The sequence below is a fragment of the Paenibacillus sp. Y916 genome, from assembly GCF_056786435.1.
The window spans coordinates 1-1,471 of sequence record NZ_JBXCJA010000024.1 but is presented as its reverse complement, the minus strand read 5'-3'; the positions used below and the strand labels follow the sequence as shown (position 1 = coordinate 1,471).

The following is a 1,471-nucleotide window of genomic DNA, read 5'->3' as shown; positions in this document are numbered from 1 at the left end:
TTTCAGCGGCGGACGGGTGAGTAACACGTAGGTAACCTGCCTGTAAGACTGGGATAACTATCGGAAACGGTAGCTAATACCGGATAATATATTTCTTCACATGAAGGAATGTTGAAAGGCGGAGTAATCTGCCACTTATAGATGGACCTGCGGCGCATTAGCTAGTTGGTGAGGTAATGGCTCACCAAGGCGACGATGCGTAGCCGACCTGAGAGGGTGAACGGCCACACTGGGACTGAGACACGGCCCAGACTCCTACGGGAGGCAGCAGTAGGGAATCTTCCGCAATGGACGAAAGTCTGACGGAGCAACGCCGCGTGAGTGATGAAGGTTTTCGGATCGTAAAGCTCTGTTGCCAGGGAAGAAGACTTAGGAGAGTAACTGCTCTTAAGGTGACGGTACCTGAGAAGAAAGCCCCGGCTAACTACGTGCCAGCAGCCGCGGTAATACGTAGGGGGCAAGCGTTGTCCGGAATTATTGGGCGTAAAGCGCGCGCAGGCGGTCATTTAAGTTTGGTGTTTAATTCCAGGGCTCAACCCTGGGTCGCACTGAAAACTGGGTGACTTGAGTACAGAAGAGGAGAGTGGAATTCCACGTGTAGCGGTGAAATGCGTAGATATGTGGAGGAACACCAGTGGCGAAGGCGACTCTCTGGGCTGTAACTGACGCTGAGGCGCGAAAGCGTGGGTAGCAAACAGGATTAGATACCCTGGTAGTCCACGCCGTAAACGATGAGTGCTAGGTGTTAGGGGTTTCGATACCCTTGGTGCCGAAGTTAACACATTAAGCACTCCGCCTGGGGAGTACGGTCGCAAGACTGAAACTCAAAGGAATTGACGGGGACCCGCACAAGCAGTGGAGTATGTGGTTTAATTCGAAGCAACGCGAAGAACCTTACCAGGTCTTGACATCCCTCTGAATCCACTAGAGATAGTGGCGGCCTTCGGGACAGAGGAGACAGGTGGTGCATGGTTGTCGTCAGCTCGTGTCGTGAGATGTTGGGTTAAGTCCCGCAACGAGCGCAACCCTTATATTTAGTTGCCAGCACATTAAGGTGGGCACTCTAGATAGACTGCCGGTGACAAACCGGAGGAAGGTGGGGATGACGTCAAATCATCATGCCCCTTATGACCTGGGCTACACACGTACTACAATGGCCAGTACAACGGGCTGCGAAATCGCGAGATGGAGCCAATCCCAACAAAGCTGGTCTCAGTTCGGATTGCAGGCTGCAACCCGCCTGCATGAAGTAGGAATTGCTAGTAATCGCGGATCAGCATGCCGCGGTGAATACGTTCCCGGGTCTTGTACACACCGCCCGTCACACCACGAGAGTTTACAACACCCGAAGTCGGTGGGGTAACCCGCAAGGGAGCCAGCCGCCGAAGGTGGGGTAGATGATTGGGGTGAAGTCGTAACAAGGTAGCCGTATCGGAAGGTGCGGCTGGATCACCTCCTTTCTATGGAGAAT

General features: G+C 53.4%; 1 rRNA gene. It reads left to right on the top strand.

Annotated features, from left to right (window positions below):
* Positions 1-1,460, top strand: a 16S ribosomal RNA gene (locus AC1TO9_RS24475); the annotation flags it as partial.
* Positions 1,461-1,471 lie beyond the last annotated feature (11 nt).